Source organism: Lutibacter litoralis (genome assembly GCF_014646675.1).
In the GTDB taxonomy this organism is placed as follows: domain Bacteria; phylum Bacteroidota; class Bacteroidia; order Flavobacteriales; family Flavobacteriaceae; genus Lutibacter; species Lutibacter litoralis.
In genome coordinates, this window is the sequence record NZ_BMNS01000004.1 from 199,489 (window position 1) to 218,836 (window position 19,348).

Here is a 19,348-nt window from a genome sequence, read left to right on the forward strand (position 1 = left end):
GTTGGTTATTTTGAATATTTTATAAAATCTTTTAAGGTTTGTGTACTTGTTCCACGAGCATCTGTAACAGTTAAAATAACATTAAAACTTGTTCGATTCGCTTTATTATAAATTACAATAGGTCTTTCATCTGTCGACGTTGCTGGAAAACCTCCGGGAAAACTCCAGAAAAAAGTGGCGTCTTTATCTGCTACAGAATAATCTGCAAACTTAATTACAGCATTCTCTTTATTAAAAGTTGATCTGTCTGCGGTAATATTAGCTTTTGGGGGTGTTAATTCTAGTAAATTGGTTTCCCATAAACCTCTTGAGGTTCCTAAACGTAACTTGCCTTTAGCATAATTGATAAACATAAAAGGGGTCTTTCCAGCTTGCATTCCCGTTCCAAAAAGTTCCCATCGTGGCATATGCTGTTTTCTGTAATACACTCCAAAACCAGTTCCAAGATATAATATATCGTCACTTCCTCTTTGGTAAATTATTGAATACACTGGCTGATTTGGCAAACCTTCGGAATAATCACTCCAAGTTTCACCACCATTGTTAGAATAAAAAACGTGTGCTCTAATTCCTTTTTTTGAAGTAACCCATAAATGTTCTGGATTTTTATCGCTCACAGCCAATCTCCATAAATGCGTATCTTTAATTAGAGTTCTTGATGGGCTAACTTCAGTCCACGTTTTTCCTTCATCAACAGATTTAATTACTCTATTTGGTTCAACTACGGCATACACATAATTTGAATTAGCAAAACTTGTTTTTACTGAAACTGCATTTTTCTTTTCTTCCTCAAAGTTCTTTATAACTTGCCAACTCTCAGCGTTATCTGTAGATTTTTTAAGTTTATAGGTTTTATTTCTATCTCCATAATCACTTCCATATATGGTATAATATTGATGTGGGTGGAATTCAAGATTATCTAATGTAATATACCCCAATTCGATTCCTAATTTCTGCATTTTATGACCTTTCTTAGCCGTTAAAGACCTTTTTACACGTTCGTGACCCCATGGATGGTTGTACATAAATTGATCGTTTATAGGATTTACGTTTGCTGCCATTGCATCTGCTCCATTTACACCAATCCAACCGCCATAAACAGCATCGTCTCTATAACATATTTGATTGTGATTTAAACCAACCGCCATAATATCATTCTTAAATGATTGGCTAAAACCCCAAAGTTCTTGTATACCAAGTCCATCAGTAATATCTTTTACAACAGTTGCTCCACCATCTGAAGTATGGTAAACGCCTCCATCATTTCCATTCCAAATATGATTTCCTATTACTGAAAGTCCGTGATGATCACCGTGCACTCCAGTATGTGCGTTGTTAGATTTGTAATAATCGTATTGTTTTCCTGTTATAATATTCCCAGTAACATCGTAGCCCCAAGTTGCACCACCATCTTTACTTATTTTTAATTTATTTGCAGCACAGGCTAAAAAATTCTCATCTGTTTCTGAAACTGTAAAAGCAAAATTCCATGTTATTTGTGCTAGATGACAGGTTTCATATAAAAAATCTGTTGCTTCATTGGCATTTTCTAAAGGATTTGCAGGATCTCCACAACACTTTTTCTCAAAGGAAACACCAGCATTTGATGATTTAAAGAACGATATTTTATCGTTTTTACCTCCACCGTTGTATCCAATTGCAACATAAACTACATTATTATTTGCAGGTGTTGTAGCCAATCTTGCTCTGTGAGCATCTGTAGTAAAATCAGCAGGGAAGCCATTATCTATGGTTTTAAAAGTAACTCCACTATCTGTTGATTTTTTAAAATTAATCCATTTTGTGGCTGAAGATTCCTCTAAAACATAAACAACATTTGGGTTATTTGGTTTTACGCGCATATCCCAAATTCTTTTTGAAGTTTGGTACATTTCATTCCAAGAATCTCCTCCATCTTTAGATTTAAGCAATTTGAAAATTCCAGATTCTTCGGTAGTTGCATACACAATGCTACTACTTTTATCGGAAACATCTACCCACAATAAAGAGCCATATTTAGCAGGTTTTATTTTTCGTAAACCTGTGTAATTCCAATTTAATCCACCGTCGTTAGACTTAACTACTCCAATATCGGTTCCTGCGTATACATTTTTTGGATTTTTTCTACTAAAAACAATTTGGTTCACCCACTCTACTTCAGGTACACCAACAGAAACTAATTTATAATCTTCTCCTCCATTAGCAGTATGCCAAATTCCTGCGGTTGCAGCACCAATTAAAACAGCATTTGTATTACTTGGATTGATGCGAATAGAACGAATTACACCCGTTCCTCCGTTATCTTGAGTAGTATTCCATTTTAAGAATATTTGTGACCAAGGATTTGTGGTTTGCGCTTCAGCTAAATTATATAGTAGCAAAAATACTATTAGAATAATTTTCTTCATTATTAGTTGGTTACTTAATTACCGCTGTTTAAAATTAGTTTATAGATAATTAAGATTTTTTAATAGTTTATTTTATTATTGAACTCGCTTCCAAGTTTCGATATATGGATTTCCTATTCCTTCAATGGTTAATAAATCATCTTTAACTTTATATTTATATGAATAGGTATCTTTTAACAAATTATTAAAATTGGAATTTGTGAATAATATATGCTCCTTATATATGTTTTTATCTATAGTATAAGAACCGACAAAACTATTTAACACTTTATTATATCTAGAATTCAAATCAATTAAAGTAAATTTATCTGTTGAAATAATCTTATATCTAATTTGATCTTTATTTCCATAAAGATTTTGTTCTACAACTCCGTCCGAATTACAAATTTGCCATGTTCCAATTAATGCATTTTTTGCTGTACTACTTTTTTGAATTCCACAGCTAATAATTGTTAATACAAACAAAACAACTATACTAGTTTGATAAAATTTTTTTTTCATTTCTTTATTTTTAGAATGCCTAAAAGCGTTTATTTAATTTCCAAATCTTGAATAATTATAGCAGTTTCGTGGTCTTCATTAAGTACAATTTTTATTACTTTTATCATTTTAGTAACTTCAAAGCTGTTTTTTGAAGCTCCGTAATCGAATCCGCTTAATTTTTCAAATGCAGTTCCATCTGTAGAAAATAACACAGATCCATTTACAATAATATCCTCATTTTTACTTGGATGCCCGCTTAATACTTTCAAACTATTTACCGCTATAGCTTCAGAAAAATTAAACACAAATTCGTCGCCTTGTTTCCCTTTCTCAAAAGATTTAAAATAAGATTTTCTATCCCAGTCCGAAGCATTTTCAGTCCCGCTATTTTCAACAGCTTTTACTGTTGTTTTAAAACTTACTTTTGGTTCTTTAAATTTGGCACGTTCGATAGAAATAATACCATTTGAATTTGTACCTCCATCAGATCTCATTTCTACTTCAATACTGTATTTATTTGAAGCTTTGAAGTTTTTAACTTCTACTCTATATCTATTATTAATCAAGCTATTTCCAGAGAATCCATTATGAACATCAGAAGAAATAAAAGTACCGTTTTCTACTAATTTAACTGAGTGCACATCTAATCTATGTCCTCCTTTTTTGTAAATAAAATCTAAATACCAAAAGCCTGCAGCGTCAATACCAGTAATGTCAAAATTTACTGTTTGAAACTTTGTAGAACAATCTTTAGAAGTCCATGCCGCTGCAACTTCACGATATATTTCAACATCTTTTAAGGTTCTACTTCCATTACCGTTTTTGGTATAAAGTTTCATTCTTAAATTTTGATAATCTTCAATATAAAAAGGAGTTCTATTATACAGTTTTGAAGTTTTTGTAGGTTCGGTAGCATCTGTAGTATATCTCACTTCAGCACCTTCCCAAGGCGTGTGAATTTTAATGGTATCTCTTCTTAAAACAGCTTTTGGCTGTGGAACTCTGTATGTTACATTAAATGCATCTAATCTTTGTAAGTGCCTATTCCCTAAACGATTATAAAAATCGGTAAATTCTCTTTCAGATTGTGGTGTCCAAGCAACTTCGGCAAGTGCAACCAATCGCGGCCAAGTTTGGTATTCTGCACGTCCGTCTTCGTGCAAATATTCTGACCATAAACAAGCTTGTACTCCAAGAATATTATTTAGTTGTTCTTCTGTTAAATCATTTTTTGCAAGTGGATCAAATTCGTATACTCTTTCTAATGAAACAATTCCTGCCCACCAATGTCCAAATTCATCGTCTTTTGATGATTTCATATCAAAATAAACATGCTGTCCTGGTGTCATAATTACCGGATGACCTTTTTTTGCCGAATGATAACCTGGTCCTGTTCCTGTCCAAGACATTACCGCAGTATCTAAATTTAAATCACCACCATCTATTATTTCATTCCATCCAATTATTTTTTTACCGTGTTTGGCTATAATTACTTCCATTCTTTTATTAAAGTAATTTTGAAGTTCACGACCAGTTTTAATATTGTTCTTACGCATAAATTTTACACACGAAGGACTATTCATCCAAGCCGATGTATTTACTTCGTCTCCGCCAATATGGATATATTCAAAAGGAAATAATGTTTTAAGTTCTCCAAAAATGGCATCTAACATTGTGTATGTTTTTTCTTTAATAGGAGAAAGCACATTGTTTGCAATACCTTGCACACTTTTAGAGTTGGAATTTCCGTCTGGCAATAATTCTGGATACGCAACTACTATTGCTCTTGCGTGCCCTGGAACATCAATTTCTGGCATTATTTGAATATGCCTTTCTGCAGCATACGCTACAATTTCTTTAATTTCTTCTTGTGAATAAAAGCCTCCATAACGTGCATCACCAGAACCTCGAGAAGGTTTTAAGCCTTCGTTTTTTCCTCTCCAAGCTCCAACTTCTGTAAGTTTTGGATAGTTTTTAATTTCAACTCTCCAACCTTCATCATCAGTTAAATGCCAATGAAACAAATTCAATTTATGGGCTGCCATGCGGTCTATAAGTCGTTTTACATGTTCAGCATCAAAAAAGTTTCTTGAAACATCTAACATAAAACCTCTCCATCCAAATCTTGGCGCATCTGTTATTGAAACATTTGGTACTGTCCAGCTAACACCTTCAACCAATCGCTCGGCATAAATTGCTTCGGGCAACAACTGTCTTATCGTTTGAATTCCGTAAAAAAGTCCTGCTGATTTTAAAGCTCTTACAGTTATTCCATTAGTTGAAACGTCTAATTTATAACCTTCACTATTTATTGAAGTAAGTGTGTCTGAAAGTTCAAATAAAATTTCATTGTTAGATTTAGCAACATCTGTTAATTGCAGTTTAAAACCCATTGCCTTTTCAGTAAGTGCAATAAATTTTGCTGCTTCAACTTTAGCAGCTCCTGTTGCAACTACACTGGTATTTTTTGTAATTGTAAACACTCCACTATTAATACTAGTTTTAGTAGGCTTTGGTATTAAACCTAATGTTGTTTCAGTTACTTTAACTTGATTAGAACTACAAGCCATTAAACAACCTGCTAAAAAAATTAAACTAATTTTTTTCATTATTCTTTTACAATTTTAATACTTGAAATTCCTGATTCGGTTTGAACAGATACTATATATAGGCCCGTTTTAAAATGACTTCCATCAATAATAATATTACCATTTTTAACAGGTAAATATCTTGACTGAATTAATTTTCCACTTGTATCCAATACATTTACTGCTACTATTTTTGAAAAAGTGTCTCCAATATTTAGCAGCAAATAATCAATAAACGGATTTGGATAAGCTGTTAATTTTTCTGAAACTAATATTGACTTTTCAAAAACACCTTGACATTCATTGGCAGTTGTTACAGAAATTTTATTTACACCATTTACTAAATTTAATGTAATTTCTGGGTTGGTAGTTTTAATAATATTACCATTTAAATTGATACTATATTCGTTTCCATTTGTTAAGCGTAACGAAATTGACTTTTTACCTGTATCTATTTTAGATTGTACTTTTAAATCTAAAGGCTCAGCCAGTATTATTGTATTACATCTATTAAAATTATCTTTTGAAATCCCTTCAATAGTAAAACATAAACTATATGACCCAGCTGCTATATCTAGAATTTCTAAGGTATTTGTAAATTGATAATCGGTTGTAGTTCCGTCTTTAATTAATGTTGCCATATAATTATGTGTTTCAACAGCTGTAATTATAATTTTACCATTTTTTTTATTTTTACAAGTTTCAGAAATTACCTGAACTTTAAAGTTGTTAGCTGGTAAAGTGAATAAGCTACATCCTTTTTCGTCTACGCTATCCCCAAGAGGTGTTTCTGGACATTCATCTAGCGTATCCTCTACTCCATCATTATCGTCATCATCGTCACAAGCATCTCCAATACCGTCATTATCAAAATCAGCCTGATCTTCGTTATCTATGCCCGGACAATTATCATCAATACAACCTACCAAAGTAATTTCTGCAATTGAAGTCCAAGCGCCATCATTCACTTCAGACAATGCTTTTATTCTTAGATACCTTCCTTTTACTGGAGTATCAAATTCAATATTTTGAATTGCTGATGAATTTTCAAAACTTCCAGTTTTTACAGGTTCACCCCAATTATCTTTATCGTAACTAAAATACAATTCATAGTCTTTAACTCTTCCGTTAGAACCTGATTGTCTCGGTAAGTATTTAAATATGCTTATATTATAAGAATTCCCTAAATCTATTTGAATTTCGTGCGGATATTGATCTGTACCCGAACTCCAGCTTGTATGCCAAATTGTACTTGTATCACCATCAAAAGCCATTGTTGCATATCCAGGATAATTAGTTTCTTGACTATCTGCATAGATTAAAGACCATTCATTTTTTGGTAACTCTGCAGGGTTGCTGCAATCATTAATAGAAGGACAGGTTGTTGTAGTAACCATATTTTCTATTGTTTTAACATAATCCACACCGTTTTGATGCACTGTTAATGTAACTGAATAAGCACCCGGATTACCTAATACAACTTTTGGATTTCTACTATTAGCATCGCTAATATAAGTTGGGGCGGGACTAATATCCCATTTCCAACTAGCACCTGCATGTTTTAAAATTGAGTGATTATCAAAATGTATGGTATCGGTCATACATTTGTTTTGATAATTTTCGACCCAAGGATTTATTATCGGTTTAAAATTTTGTTCTTGCAAAGGCGATTCCCAAACTCCACCTGTACCAGCAAGTCTTATTTTTGCATCTCTAAAAAAAGGAAGTGCAGCATTTATATTAAAATTTCCAGGATAACTATTTGTAAATAATTCCCATTTTGAAGCAGAAGCCTTTCTAAAATATACTTTTGATTGATCTCCTTTTCTAGCTGTTGTAAAAAGGTACACTAAATCTTCTCCAGTACTACTCGGTTGTATTATTAAACTCTTTGTGTATGCATCTATATTGCCTGTCCAATTTTCCCATGTATCACCACCATTGGTAGTTTTAAAAACAAGTCCTTTGTCTCCCGTCCAGGTTCCATTAGAATAACAAGCATAAACTGTGTTTTCATCGGATAAAGAAATGGCAATATTTGTACGCCCCCTCATTTTAGAGCCACCATAAGAATTACTACTTAATGAAGTTTTAAGCACCCAAGTTTCTCCTTGATCTTCACTTTTATAAAAGCCCGAACCACTTACATCTGCATACAAAACATTTGGATTTGTAAAGCTCATTTGAACAGCAAGTACGTCACCAGGAAATGTGTGTAATTCTTTAAAGCTTTCTCCCATATCTGTACTTTTCCAAAAACTATTTCCCTCTCCCAAAAATAAGATTTCAAAATAGTTTGGATGGTGAATTAAGTTCCCTCTTTGACCACCATATTCAAACATATTTGGAAATTTAGAATATTGAAATCTACCTTCTGGGGGTCCTTCAGCAGTTTTAGGTAAAATCCATCCACTTCCTAAATCATTAAAAGCTACGTGTCTACTTTTACCTTGAATTACCCATCCTGTTGCCGATTCTGCTCCTCCCATTCTAAGCGCTTTTCCGTTATAAAAATCGGTCATTGCTGTATTTCCGTTGTGGTACCTTCCACCAACAACTATATCTTCATTCCATCCTTGATCAAATCCCCACATATCAGACCCTACCAATCCATTTACAATTGGTTGAAAATCTGTTTCAAAAGCATCATTTGAAAAACTAACTCCTCCATCTGTAGCAACATACACAGATTCTCCATCTGGTAACCAAACTATATCTTGAATATCTGGATGAATAGAAAATCTACCAAAATAGCCTCCAATAGCATCAAAAGACAGTGACCCGTTTGTTGTTTTAAATAAGGTCGTAGTTCCAACAAAAATATTGTTTTCATTTGTTGGTGAAATCTCTAAAACCAAATCAAAATAGCCTTGACCATTATTATAAGGAAATGCGGTTGTATTGCAATCTATTGCTTTTGTCCAAGTCCAGTTATTGTCGGCTAAAATTCCTTTGTATAAAAAAGGAGTATTGTCTGTACTTAACATTGTAGCGTACATTAAATTAGGGTTTGAAGCGGTTACTGCTAGCAAACCTCCACTACTATCTGTTATATTTGAAGGAAAAGTTGAAACAGCCGAAAAACTTGTTCCACCGTTTAAAGATTCTAACAATTGGAAGTTATTTCCATCCTTTACAATGGCATAAATTAAACTAGAGCTGTTAGTATTAAAATGAATATCGTACGCTTTTTTTGAAGATTTCTGAGTCCAAGAGATTCCAGCATCTAAAGACAGAAAAATACCTTTGTCTGAAGAAACCAATAATTTATCGTGATTTGTTGGGTCTATAATTATATGATTTGCAGAGAAATAAGACCCACTTTGTAACATTGTTTGCCAAGTATAACCTCCATCGGTAGATTTATGCATCTGTGATCCTCCGGAAGCATATACAATATTTGAGTTTTTTGGATGAATAGTAACTGCTTGTACTCCTGAAAAGATATAATCTTTTGCCATAAGTTGCCAGTTTTTACCACCATCTACAGATTTGTTTATATAACCAGTTTCTGTTCCGCAGTAAATAATATTTTCATTTTCTTTAAATACATCTAGCGCATATACATTCACTTGCCAAGGAGCAACTGGTTTTGGTGTTGAACTGTTATCTTCATTTAACCAAAAAGTGTTTTTTGGACCTAAAAAAGACCAATTAGAGTTAGAAGCATCAGTTGATTTTTTAGAAAGTGTACTTTTTTTATTTTGAATGCGGTTTAATTCTGTGGCAGTTGGAAGCACAATATTTCCGTTTTCGTCCACATAATTTTCAACTACTCTGCGCCAAATTTTATAATAGCGCGTAATTGGATTTTTTTGTTTACCATGCTCTTTAAAATATTGTTGATATCCTCTTTCAATTTCATTGAAATTAATTGGATACTGGTATAACATTTTTGCCCATTCAGGGTAGCTTTCACTAAAACTTGGTTTGTAGATAGCATTATTTTCTGGTAGATTATCGTAAGGAGTGTTTTCAATCTGAGCAACAATTTTTTGAGAAATTCCAAAAGAAAGGCAGAAAAGTAGCAACAGTTTTAGTAGATTTTGCATATTGTAGAAATAGTTATTAGGTGGGGTTTCTTTATAAAAAGTGGTTGTTTATTAAAAGAGAGGGTTGTTTTACAACCCTCTCTTTTTAAAATTAATTCAAAAAATTTAATCTAATGCTCCATAAATATTAATTTCTGATAAATGCGTAAAAGTGTTTGAACCTTCTACCGCAACATATTTAACATATCTTGCTGTTGTAACAGATGTTGGATGTGCCATAAAACCATCATTAGAAGTTAATTGTGAGTTTAATGTTGCTACTTTTATAAAGTTTACATTATCATTACTCACCCAAAATTCATGAATGGTTGCTCCTCCTCCATTTCCACTTCTTCTAAAAACTTCAAAGGCACCAATACTTTTTTCTTCTCCTAAATCTACCGTAAAGTAATGGGGATAAACTGGTGATGCTGTTGACCATGTTGTATGCCAAAAAGTTCCTAAATCACCATCAATTGCTGCAGAAGCATAACCATTAACTGGTCCTTCACCTCCTGCTTCTTCAGAAGAAAAGTCAACAATAGACCAATCTGAATTATCTAAACGTTCTATTACATTTATTTCACCTAAATATGTGAAATTATTTGGACCTTCAACTGCAAGATACTTAACATATCTTCCTTTTGTATTTGTATCAGCATTAACTAAGCTACCAGCAGTAGGATCTAAGGCTGCATTAAGTGTTGCCACCTTTGTAAAGTTTACATTATCGCTACTCACCCAAAATTCATGAACAGTTGCACCACCGGTATAACCACTTCTTGAAAAAATTTCGAACCCAGCAATACTTTTTTCAGCTCCCATATCAATAGTAAAGTAATGTGGATAAGATGAACCTGTACTAGACCAGTTTGAATGCCAGAAAGTTCCTAAATCACCATCAATTGCTGCAGAAGCATAACCATTAACCGGACCTTCACCTCCAGCCTCTTCAGTTGAAAAGTCAATAATTGACCAGTTACCTTTTCCTAATGGTGCCATTGGCGTTACGGCAAATATTTTTGAAATTGAATTTCCATAAATATCTGTAAGCGTAATTTCAATATCTTGAGTAGATCCTTTCATTCCATCAATAGTAAAAGTATCTATTGCTGCACTTGATGTAACCGTACTAATTACTGGGCTATCATTAACCATCTTTTGAAACGTAAATATAATTTCTGTACTTTCTGTATTTTCCCAATTGGCAGTAACTCCAGCAACTATAGGCTCAAAAGTAAAGGATGCAAATATTGGATCAAATACAGTTGGTACTATATAAGATTTCCAATCTGAATCGAATTCATCAATTGCTGTTTCGTTTCCATCTTCATCTACTGGAGTTGGAACGTAGAATGTTCTATATTTTATTGGTTTAGTAACATCTAATTGCTCTAAAATTACATCAGATTCGTTTAATGCCAAAGTTTTTACAGTAGTATTGCCACTTAAATTAGTAAATTCTACTTCTGTATTTCGTGTTAAATCGCTACTTATTTTAAAGTTTAAAGTAGCATCGCCCTCTGCATTTAAGTTAAAGGAATTAATTGCTCTTGCCTCTAAGTTAGAACGGAATAATTCTCCGTAAACGGTACCAAAAGTTGTAATTTTTATAGATTTATTTCCATCGGTATCTTTTGAAAACACATCAAACTGATATGATTGTTCTTCAAGACCTTCTACAACTAATTCTACAAAATCGGTATCCTGATTCGCAGTTTTTGTATATGGAAATGTTTGACTATCTTCTCCTTTATTCCAGTACACTGTAATTTCATTAACAGAAAATCCATTTGTTAAATATCCTGTTATTTTTAATCTATTATTACCTCCATGTGTTTCTAAAGAATCTACTTTAGAGGTATAAATAATTTCACCACCTTCTAGGTATTTATCATGTACTTCAAACGTATCAGTACAAGAAATAGTCATCAAAAAGACAGCTATAATTATTGGTATTATATATTTTATTTTTTTCATAATTATGTTTCTTAACGATTATTACTCTACTATATTCCCCCAGAAAGTCATTTCAGAAGCATTAATGTATCCTGCTCCATCCCATGTGCTAAATACTGCAAAACGGAAATATCTAATTTCGATAGCTTCATCAAAAGTGTATTCATCTCCTGCCCATAAATGGTCAATATCTTCATCGGTATTTGTTCCAAGTGGAGAACCTGAAGGTTTAATAGATTCACAATCTTTTAATAAAATCCAATCGTCTAAATTACCATCCATACCAGGTAATTCTTTAGCTCCATAAACTTTATATGTTTTTGGATTACCGTGTGCAAAGGCATGTATAGTACCGTGAGAAAGTCTTTGATGTACTGTAAACCTGCTTAAGGTAACATTTGCACCTAAATCAACTGTCATAATACTCGGTCTTGGTTTATCTCCTTGCGTATGAACAATAGATGTCATTTCATCATCAAAGAAATTCCAGTAATCACCTTCCCAAGCATCCCAGTTATCGTCGTTTTCTAACACCACTTTTTTAAACGCAGTTTTATCTAAACGTTGTTCAAATAATGGTACTACTAATTTATCTGGAGTTTTTGCATAGATAGTATCAGAATAATTATCATATCTATCTCTAATTACAGCTGCAAAAAGTCTTGGTACAGATTCATAACCTCTTAAAGAAGATTTTGTTGCTGTTTGCTTAGTATATACAGTTTCAATTGTTTCTAATTCGCCTAATTCATTTGTTGACATTAACTCAATAGAAATTGGTGTATTTAATGCATTCTCCCAAGTAAATCTAGCTCCACCAAAATCAGGAGTAATTTCCATTGACTCTTGAATAATTGTAACTGGAGGTGTTAGTGGTGCACCTGATACCGTAATAGGTTTAGAGGTATTTTCTGAACGGTCTACAGAGTATAAACGTACTGTTTTTTCAGTAGTATCACCAAAACCTAATATTTGAAGCTTGTTATTAAATGAGGAAGCTTTCACTTCTGCCTCTTCACCTTTAGTTGTAGTATATACTGCCTTTACATATAACAAATCGCTGTTGTTTGGTAAATCGTATTTAATATCTAAACCTCCATTTATAGGAGTTACTATAACATTCTCTATTACAGATGGAATAGTTTTATCTGAAAAGATTGGTTCATGTTGATTTTCTTCACAGGCACATAATATAAATACTATTGACACCGTTAATAATTTGATTAAATATTTCATCATATTATCTTTTTTAGTTAATAAATTAATTACCATCCTGGATTTTGAATTAAATCAGGGTTCTTAATAGTTTCCGACTCAGGGATTGGCCATAGATAATCTTTTTCTGAAAAACGCACATTATAAAGGGTATTTACAGTGTAATAATCATCTACATCATTTTCTAATACATTCCAACCTTTTATTGGCTTATTCATATATTCTTTTGCCAATTTCCATCTGCGTAAATCCCAAAATCTAGCACCTTCAAAAGACATTTCAATCATTCTTTCATGTTGAATTATCTCTCTCATTCCATTTTGTGAAAGTGGTTTATTTGGGTCACTAGAATATGCTGCCCAGCTATCAACCACGGTTCCAAGACCTGCTCTCTCGCGCACTGCATCTATATATTCATAAACCTCTGCATCTGGTGTTCCTTTTACCTCATTTAATGCTTCTGCATAATATAAATATAAATCTGCTAAACGAATAATAGGGAACGTATAACGTGTATCACTAAAAGATTGACCAGTATTTACCTGAGAAGGTACTGCAACTAATTTTTTAGGCCAGTATCCAGTAACTGAATATTGAGAAGGCTCAAATACAGATGCAAACTCTCCTCCTCTTGCGTGCACATACCACGGATCATTTTCATCATTTGCACCATTTCCAAACCAAACACCTCTATCAAAAGATAAGTCGGCATAAAAACGTGTTTCTCTATCAAAGTTTAAAATAGCAGTCTGTTGTCCAATTTCTATTTTAAATTCATCTTCACTTGAGGCTGTTTTTAATTTAAACCTATTGTTGTAATCAAAAGTAAAATCTTCTTCAATTGGCACTCCGTTTTTAGAGTAGTACATTTCTGCAATACGTATTGGCGGACAGTGCCTTGAAGCTACAGGATTGGTTGTATAATTATACAAACGCGGCATAGATTCAAACTCTATTTGTCTAGTACTGCCTGTATGTCCCCAAATTAATTCAAAATTCCATTTTTCAGTAATTCTACTTCTTAAGCCTGCTTTTAACAATGTAATATCGGAGTTAATTGGTACTCCAGATCTATTAATATAATCTTCTTTTTGATACAAACGTATTCCTGCTTCACTACAAATATCTATAGCTTCTTTAGCTGCCGTTGCTGCTAATTGCCATTTTTCTGGTGAATATGTAGTTGGAAAGAAAGGTACACCTTCAGCATTTATAAAATCACTATACACAGTATTACCATTAAATAACGGACTTGCGTATGTCATTAAAACTCTTGCTTTTATTGCTGCTGCAATTGGTTTTGTAACTCTACCTAAATCGTCTCCTGGATTTTGTAATGTTAATGGTAAGTCTGCAATGGCTTCATCTAAAAGCTCAGTAATATAGGTAAAAGTTTCATCTATAGTATTTCTTGCTGTTTTAAACTCACTAGCGTCTGCAGAAACAGGGATTAATTCGTCGCTAATTACAACTGGGCCATACATTCTAGCTAAGTAAAAATGAAAGTAAGCTTTTAAAAACTTAACCTCAGCTATCCAAGTTGTTCTTTCGTATTCTTGAATTCCTTGAACACCGTCTATTCTACTTAAAAAGATATTACAGTTTCTAATAGCTTCATACAATCCACGATTACCCCATAAATTATAACTTGGACTTGTTGCACTTTGAAAACCTTGTGCTATTCTAACTCCTGCTCTATTTTGTTCCGACTTTGGAAACCAAATTTCATCTCCTCCTGTTAAAGCTGCTCCATTAAATACATTGCTTGGGCTTGGTATATCAGTATAAATACCATACAAAAATTTCTGTGTATTAAACCTATTTGAAAAGGCATTGTCTATTGTTGCAACATTATCTGGCACAACATCTAAATAATCTTTATCACATCCTGTAAAAACAGTTGCAATAAAAAAGAGTATTATATATTTATATTTTTTCATTTTTTTTGTTTTTAGAATGATACGTTTACACCAACATTAATTACCCTTTGGTTAGGATATCCTAAACCATTTCCAGCCAATTCTGGATCCCATAATTTAAATTTACTAAGTACAAATAAATTACTACCAGTTGCATAAAACCTAACTTTTTCCATTTTAAGTTTATCAATCATATTTTGTGGTAAACTATACCCAATTTCTGCTTGTTTTAATCTTAAAAAACTTCCATCTTGCATAAACCACGTATTTGTTTGTGTATTGTTGGCATTTAAATTTTCTGAAAGTCTTGGCCATAAAGCATAAACATCTCTATTAGTTTCTGACCAATAGCTATCTGCATACGCTTTTAAAAGTTGTTGCTCATTAACGAAAGGTGCAGTTTCCACTGTATTTATCCAGAAAGAAGAGTTCCCTGATCCTTGAAAGAAACAAGATATGTCAAAATTCTTATATCCTGCAGAAAGTCCTAAACCATAAGTAACTTCTGGTACAGTTGGGTTCCCAATTGGCACTCTATCTAATGCTGAAATTTTACCATCTTGATTAATATCTCTGTACTTAATATCTCCACCTGAATATTCACCAAAAGTTTGAACAGGCGAGTTATTAACCTCAGCTTGATCTACAAATAAACGTTCTGCTACATATCCCCACCATTGATTGATAGGTTGCCCTATTCTAGACAACCAAGGTGTTGCAGAATAATCTGGTTCTTCTAATTTAGTAATTTTGTTTGTTGCATAGGTATAGTTACCTCTAAATTGCATCCAAATTCCGTTTTTAAAGTTTTCTGTATATACTAATGTTCCGTCTATACCTTCACTTCTTGCTTCACCAATATTTGCTCTTACACCTGCTTGTAAACCTAAACTAGAAGGTATAACTCTGTCGGCTAAAATATTTTCTCTATCTTCTCTAAAAATATCTACATCTAAATCCAATTTATCAAATAAACCAAGTTCAAAACCTACATTCATTTTCTTACCTGTTTCCCACGTAATATTTTCATTTGCGTATCTTTGAATACTTACTCCATTTTGGAAAAAACCAAAATTCTCTCCAGTTTGATAACCTCCAGCATTTAAATTTACTTGAGATAAATAAAAGAATCTATCGTTAGGTCCACCAATTTGATCGTTACCAACCAATCCATAAGATCCTTTAAATTTTAGTTTTGTAATGGCATCTTTTGTAGATTCCATAAACTTTTCATCTGAAGCCAACCATCCCAAAGCAACAGAAGGGAAGAATCCCCAACGTTCTTTTTTAGCAAATCTTTCAGAACCATTGTAACCAAAACTAAATTCTGCAAAATACTTTTGTTGGTTTGCATAGGTAAATCTACCTGACAATCCCATATTTCTATAAGATAATGATTTTTGTAATTGTTGTGCTTCTGAAGCTGCAAGGTCGTTATCTGAAAGTGTTGACAATCTATCATTCATTGTAAACACCACCAACCCACTTACTTCATTATCATCATCAATTTCTTTTTGATAAGACAAATTAGATTCTACATATGTGGAAGTTGCAATATATCTATTTCTTTGAGCAAATGCCAAAGTTTCAGTACCATCTTCTGGGTTTAAGGGAGTTAGAGAAATTTGATTTGTTAATTTACTTAAACGAGGTGTGTAATAGTAAGGATCGTAATATCTTAGCGCTTGATAACTAGAGTTTTGAGTACCATTGAAAACTAATTTAAAATCTAATCCATCAGTTATAAAATCCATATCTTGATTGAACTCTAACTGTGCAATAATTTTATTTGAATTGGTTTCTTGGTATCCTCTAACCATTTCGGCATAAGGGTTTAAATAATCTCCATTACCGTAATTCCCAAACAATATATGCTTTGTAAACTCATTTGCAGCATCTTTTTCGTAATAAGGTTTAAACAATACTGGGTTAGTTCTCATTACTTGATTATAAACATCGGAACCACCATTCATTGGACCTGTATAATCTTCAAAATTCACATTAAAACTTAATTTTAATTTAGAAGTTTTTGTTAAGTTAATGTTTGTACTTGAACGTAAATTATATTGTTTAAACTTAATGTTTGAATTAAAGTTACTCACTTCTGGTACTTCTAAAATACCATTGTCTTGACTTGCTGCTACAGACACATAGTAACGTGCTGTTTTACCACCACCATTTAAACTAAAATTCATCTTATTATTTAAAGTATAATCTTTAAACAATTCTTCGTACCAATCTGTTGTTGGATATAGTAGTGGATTTGTACCTGCAATAGTATTTTCAATTTTCTCTAAAGAATATGGTAATAACCCAAGAGGGTCTCTAGTTCTAACAGCTTCATTTCCCATTCTCATATAGGTAATAGGATCTGCTAATTCAATTTCTCTAGTTGGTTGCGACATTGAAGTTTCAATTCTTGCAGAAACTCTTACCGGTCCTTCAACCCCTTCTTTAGTAGTAACAAAAATAACACCATTTGCACCTCTAGCACCATACAATGCTGTTGCAGACGCATCTTTCATTATAGAAAAGGCATCGATATCATCTGGGTGTAATCGTCTTAAATCGGCAACACCTAATTCAACACCATCAATAAGAATTAATGGACTTGATGCATACCCAAATGTGGTTACACCTCTAATAAAAAATTCGGCATTATCTCTTCCTGGCTCTCCACCTCTTTGGTAGGCAATTAAACCTGAAACTTTACCTGCTAACGCAGTTGTTAAGTTACTAGAAGACACTTTTAATTCCGCTGGTTTTACAGTTGTAATAGAAGAAACAATGCTCTTCTTTTTTTGCGCACCAAAACTAACAAGTACAACTTCGTCTAAAACATTTTGATCAGGTTGTAATGTAATATTAAAAGTAGTTTTTGTACCTACAGTTATCTCTTTAGTTGTATATCCCATAAAGGAAACCACAAGAATATCTGTATTCTTTGCAGTAATACTAAAAAGTCCATCAAAGTCTGTTGATACACCTTTAGTTGTTCCTTTAATCGTAATAGAAGCGCCTGGTAAGGGACCTCCTGTTTCATCAAAAACAGTTCCTGTAACCGTTTTGTCTTGTGCTTGGGCTTGTATTATACCGAGCATAAAAATTAATAAACATGTGATTAATTTTTTCATAAAGTTAATTTAAGTTAGTGATTGAGTTAATGTACTATTGTTTATTCTAGTTAATTCATTTTAAAAAGTATCTTTCATCCAATTGTATGGTTTGTTTTTTATCCAATTTCCTCTTGTAAAATCTGGAAAATCTTGTGGTTCTCCGTTATTTTCTATAGACAATTCAGACAGTGGTGTAATGGCACTCCAGGCAGCTGCATCATATGCATCCATTGGTGGTGCAATATTTTGTTTAGCAGACTCTACAAATGCATTTATTACAAAAAAGTCCATTCCTCCATGTCCCGCTCCCATTGCTTTTTCTCCATACTTTTTCCAAAGTGGGTGATCATATTTCTTTAACCATTCATCTGCAACATCCCAACGATGTGGATCAGATTTTCCTTCTATATATATTCTATTACCATCAACTTCCCAAAGTCCGTTGCTTCCTTGTACTCTAAACCCTAAAGAATATGGTCTTGGTAAATTACAATCGTGTGTTACAATAATTGTTTCTCCGTTTGCAGTTTCTATAGTTGAAGTAATTACATCTCCTTGTTTAAACTTTAATTTTGCATTTGGATGATCTGCTCCACCATTTTTAACAATATAATCGTTTAAGCCGATACCTTTGGTTGCATTAGCTGTTAATGATGTAAAACGATTTCCTCTATTAATATCGCACATTGCTGCTATTGGCCCAGCACCGTGTGTTGGGTATACATCAGCATTTCTTAAAAGTGAATGTTGTGTTCTCCACGCAGATTCTGAAATTCCTTTTTCACCAAACTCCACCCCTTTTCCGTAAGCACTTTTACCATCGTTTAGTTTTACAAAACGTAAATCGTGTTGGTAACCACATCTAAAATGAACTAGCTCGCCAAACACATTTTGTTTTACCATGTTTAATACTGCAAGTACATCACGTCTGTAATTCACATTTTCTAAAATCATTAAATGTGTACCTGTTTCTTCATGAGTATTTACTAAATCCCAACATTCTTCCATAGTATTGGCTGCTGACACTTCTAACCCAGTATACTTACCCGCTTGCATTGCATCTTTTGCCATACGCGTATGCCACAACCATGGTGTTGATATAATAACTGCATCAACGTCTTTTAAAGCTAATAGGTTTCTGTAATCATATTCATCATTTCCAAAAACTTCAGGTTTTTGTTTTCCAGCCTTTTTTATATGGTCTAATGCAATAGTAATACGTCTTGGATCTATATCACAAATAGCAGTAACTAATACATCATCTCTTAACAATACATTGTTTAAATGATTTGTTCCACGCAAACCAACACCTATTAGTGCTACTTTTAATTTTTCTTCTTTTCCGAATATACCGGTATTTATTCCAAAAGACATATTAGGTAGCATTGTAATTCCTGCTCCTGCAATTGCAGTTTTTTTTATAAAATTTCTTCGTGATTTCATGTTTTTTTATTTCTATTTTTAGAATTCAAACCCACATTAATAAAGTTTGAAAATGGATGTTTTAGTGTTTTTTCTATTTAAAACTCATGTATGATATGAATAAACCCTTAATTTTGACATCTCAAAATTGATAATTCTATTTAATAAAAAAGTAGATTATTTAAGCGAAGAGGTGGTGATTTTTAA

9 protein-coding genes are annotated in these 19,348 nt (G+C 32.9%); all 9 read right to left on the reverse strand.

All coding sequences use genetic code 11. The features are described from left to right. Positions 1–5: 5 nt before the first annotated feature. The 9 genes from IEW75_RS07620 to IEW75_RS07660 all read right to left on the reverse strand — a co-directional run bounded on the left by IEW75_RS07620 (position 6) and on the right by IEW75_RS07660 (position 19,162). A complete protein-coding gene (locus tag IEW75_RS07620) occupies positions 6–2,408 on the reverse strand; it encodes a hypothetical protein (protein ID WP_134248700.1) in 2,403 nt (800 codons plus the stop codon). 75 nt (positions 2,409–2,483) lie between these two features. Then, entirely contained in the window at positions 2,484–2,909 is a 426-nt protein-coding gene (locus tag IEW75_RS07625; protein ID WP_134248699.1) for a DUF4488 domain-containing protein, read from the reverse strand. A gap of 29 nt (positions 2,910–2,938) precedes the next feature. Beyond that, the gene (locus IEW75_RS07630) at positions 2,939–5,500 is read right to left on the reverse strand and encodes a beta-N-acetylhexosaminidase (protein WP_134248698.1); all 2,562 of its coding nucleotides are present in this window, start codon (positions 5,498–5,500) and stop codon (positions 2,939–2,941) included. Further along, on the reverse strand, positions 5,500–9,531 hold the full coding sequence (locus tag IEW75_RS07635; protein ID WP_134248697.1) for a discoidin domain-containing protein: 4,032 nt from the start codon (positions 9,529–9,531) through the stop codon (positions 5,500–5,502). The genes IEW75_RS07630 and IEW75_RS07635 overlap by 1 nt, the downstream gene beginning before the upstream one ends. 105 nt (positions 9,532–9,636) lie before the next feature. After that, positions 9,637–11,490 carry a DUF4998 domain-containing protein gene (locus IEW75_RS07640; protein ID WP_134248696.1) on the reverse strand — a complete coding sequence of 618 codons (1,854 nt, stop codon included), beginning with the start codon at positions 11,488–11,490 and terminating at the stop codon, positions 9,637–9,639. A gap of 21 nt (positions 11,491–11,511) precedes the next feature. After that, a complete protein-coding gene (locus tag IEW75_RS07645; protein ID WP_158283801.1) occupies positions 11,512–12,708 on the reverse strand; it encodes a DUF5000 domain-containing lipoprotein in 1,197 nt (398 codons plus the stop codon). Positions 12,709–12,734: 26 nt separating this feature from the next. Next, positions 12,735–14,624, reverse strand: coding sequence for a RagB/SusD family nutrient uptake outer membrane protein (locus tag IEW75_RS07650; protein ID WP_134248694.1), 1,890 nt, complete (start codon positions 14,622–14,624; stop codon positions 12,735–12,737). A gap of 11 nt (positions 14,625–14,635) precedes the next feature. After that, positions 14,636–17,737, reverse strand: a complete 3,102-nt coding sequence (locus IEW75_RS07655; RefSeq protein WP_134248693.1) for a SusC/RagA family TonB-linked outer membrane protein — start codon at positions 17,735–17,737, stop codon at positions 14,636–14,638. A gap of 60 nt (positions 17,738–17,797) precedes the next feature. After that, positions 17,798–19,162: a Gfo/Idh/MocA family protein gene (locus IEW75_RS07660; RefSeq protein ID WP_134248692.1), complete on the reverse strand. Its 1,365-nt coding sequence runs from the start codon at positions 19,160–19,162 to the stop codon at positions 17,798–17,800. Positions 19,163–19,348 lie beyond the last annotated feature (186 nt).